This window comes from Mycobacterium sp. 852002-53434_SCH5985345, assembly GCF_001667155.1.
Classification (GTDB): Bacteria; Actinomycetota; Actinomycetes; order Mycobacteriales; family Mycobacteriaceae; genus Mycobacterium.
On the sequence record NZ_LZIE01000091.1, the window covers coordinates 1 to 2,026 of the forward strand.

Below are 2,026 nucleotides of genomic sequence, written 5' to 3' on the forward strand. Positions count from 1 at the left end.
GATCACGACGCCCGGCGATCGGAAAACCCACCGCCACATCCGAAGTCGCGCCCAGCTTGGCCAACACCACCGCCAACGCGGCCTGCACCACCATGAAACTGGTCGCATTGTGTTCACCGGCCACCTCACGCACCCGCTGCTGCAACTGCGCGGGCCACTCCACGGCCACCCGCGCCCCCCGATAATCAGCCACCGCCGGATATCCGCGATCCGTCGGCAACTCCAACCGCTCAGGCATCCCCGCCAACGCGTCCATCCAATAGGCCAACTGCGCGGCGATCGCACTGTGCGGATCATCCAGATCCCCGAACTGCGCCTGTTGCCACATCGTGTAATCGACGTATTGCACCGGTAGTTCGGCCCAGCCGGGCGCTTCACCCGCACACCGACTGGCATACGCCACCCCCAGATCACGCACCAACGGCGTAATCGACCACCCGTCAGCGGCAATATGGTGAGCCACCGCCACGAGCACATGCTCACCCTCACCCAACCGGAAAAGCGTTGCCCGCAACGGAACCTCAGCAGCCAGATCAAACGAGTAACGCGCCGCCGCCTCGATGGCATCAGCGAGCCGGCTCGCCGGCCAGCCGTCGGTGTGCACTACGTCCCAACCGACGCCGGCCTGCGTGGACGGCAGCACGACCTGTTGCGGGTTGCCCTCCGGCGCAGCGAAGACGGTGCGCAGGCTCTCGTGGCGGGCCACCACGTCGGCCAAGGCGGCGCGCAACGCGTCGATGTTCAGCCGGCCGACCAGCCGCAGGGCAGCGGCCATGTTGTAGACCGGTGACGGCCCGTGCAATTGGTCCAGGAACCACAACCGGCTCTGGGCGAACGAAAGCGGCACCGTCGCAGGCCGTTCGGCGGCGACCAACGGCATCAGGCCGCCCCCGCTGCTGCCGGTTCGGGGCGCCAACTGCGCCACCGTGGGTGCCTCGAACAGCGCCCGCACCGTCAGTGCGGTATCCAGCCCACTGTTGATGGCCGCGATCACCCGCATCGCCGAGAGCGAGTCGCCGCCGAGGTCGAAGAACGACTGGTCGATTCCGACCCGCTCGAGGCCCAGGACTTGGGCGTAGATGCCGGCGAGGATTTCCTCGATCGCGCTGCCCGGGGCGCGGTAGTGATCGGTGTCGGTGTATTCGGGTGGGGGTAGGGCGCGGGTGTCGAGTTTGCCGTTGATGGTGGTGGGCAGGGCGGGCAGTGCGACGATGGCGGCCGGGATCATGTAGTCGGGTAGGCGTTGGGCGAGGTGGGTGCGCAGCGCGGTGGGCTCGGCGGTGCCGGTGATGTAGCCGATGAGGCGTTTGTCACCGGGGCGGTCCTCGCGCACGATGACGACCGCGTCGGCGACCCCGTCCAGGGCGGCCAGGGCGGTACGGATTTCGCCGATCTCGATGCGGTAGCCGCGGATCTTGACCTGCTCATCGGCGCGCCCGACATAGCGCAGCTGCCCATCAGCACCCCAGCACACCAGATCCCCGCTGCGATACATCCGCGCACCCGCCGGCCCGAACGGACACGCCACGAACCGCGTCGCGCTCAACCCCGCCCGGCGCACATACCCATAACCGACCCCGCGCCCGGCCACATACAACTCCCCGACGACCCCGACCGGCACCGGGCGCAACCAGCCATCCAGGACGAACAACGCCGCACCGGGGACCGCCGCCCCGATCGGCGGCGCCCCGGACTTGGCCGCCAACGGGGTACTGGCCGTGGCGAAGATCGTGGTCTCGGTCGGGCCGTAGACGTTGATCATCGTCCGCCCCGGCGCCCAGCGGTCCACCACCTCGGGCCCCACCGGTTCGGCCCCGATCACCAGCGCCGTGCCCTCCAAACCCTGCGGGGACAGCATCCGCACCGCCGCCGGGGTCTGACTCAACACGGTCACCTGCTCGGCGACCAGCAGGGCGTGTAAGTCCTTCGGGGAGCGGGCCACCGCATCGGGGACCACCACCAGTCGCCCGCCGTGCAGCAGCGCCCCCCAGATCTCCCACACCGAGAAATCAAACGCATACGAATG

Annotated in this window: 1 protein-coding gene; it reads right to left on the minus strand. The window is 68.9% G+C overall.

All coding sequences use genetic code 11. From position 1 onward, the window contains the following. A partial coding sequence (locus A5756_RS22970; protein WP_156659777.1) for a condensation domain-containing protein occupies positions 1–2,026 on the minus strand: 2,026 nt, incomplete at both ends.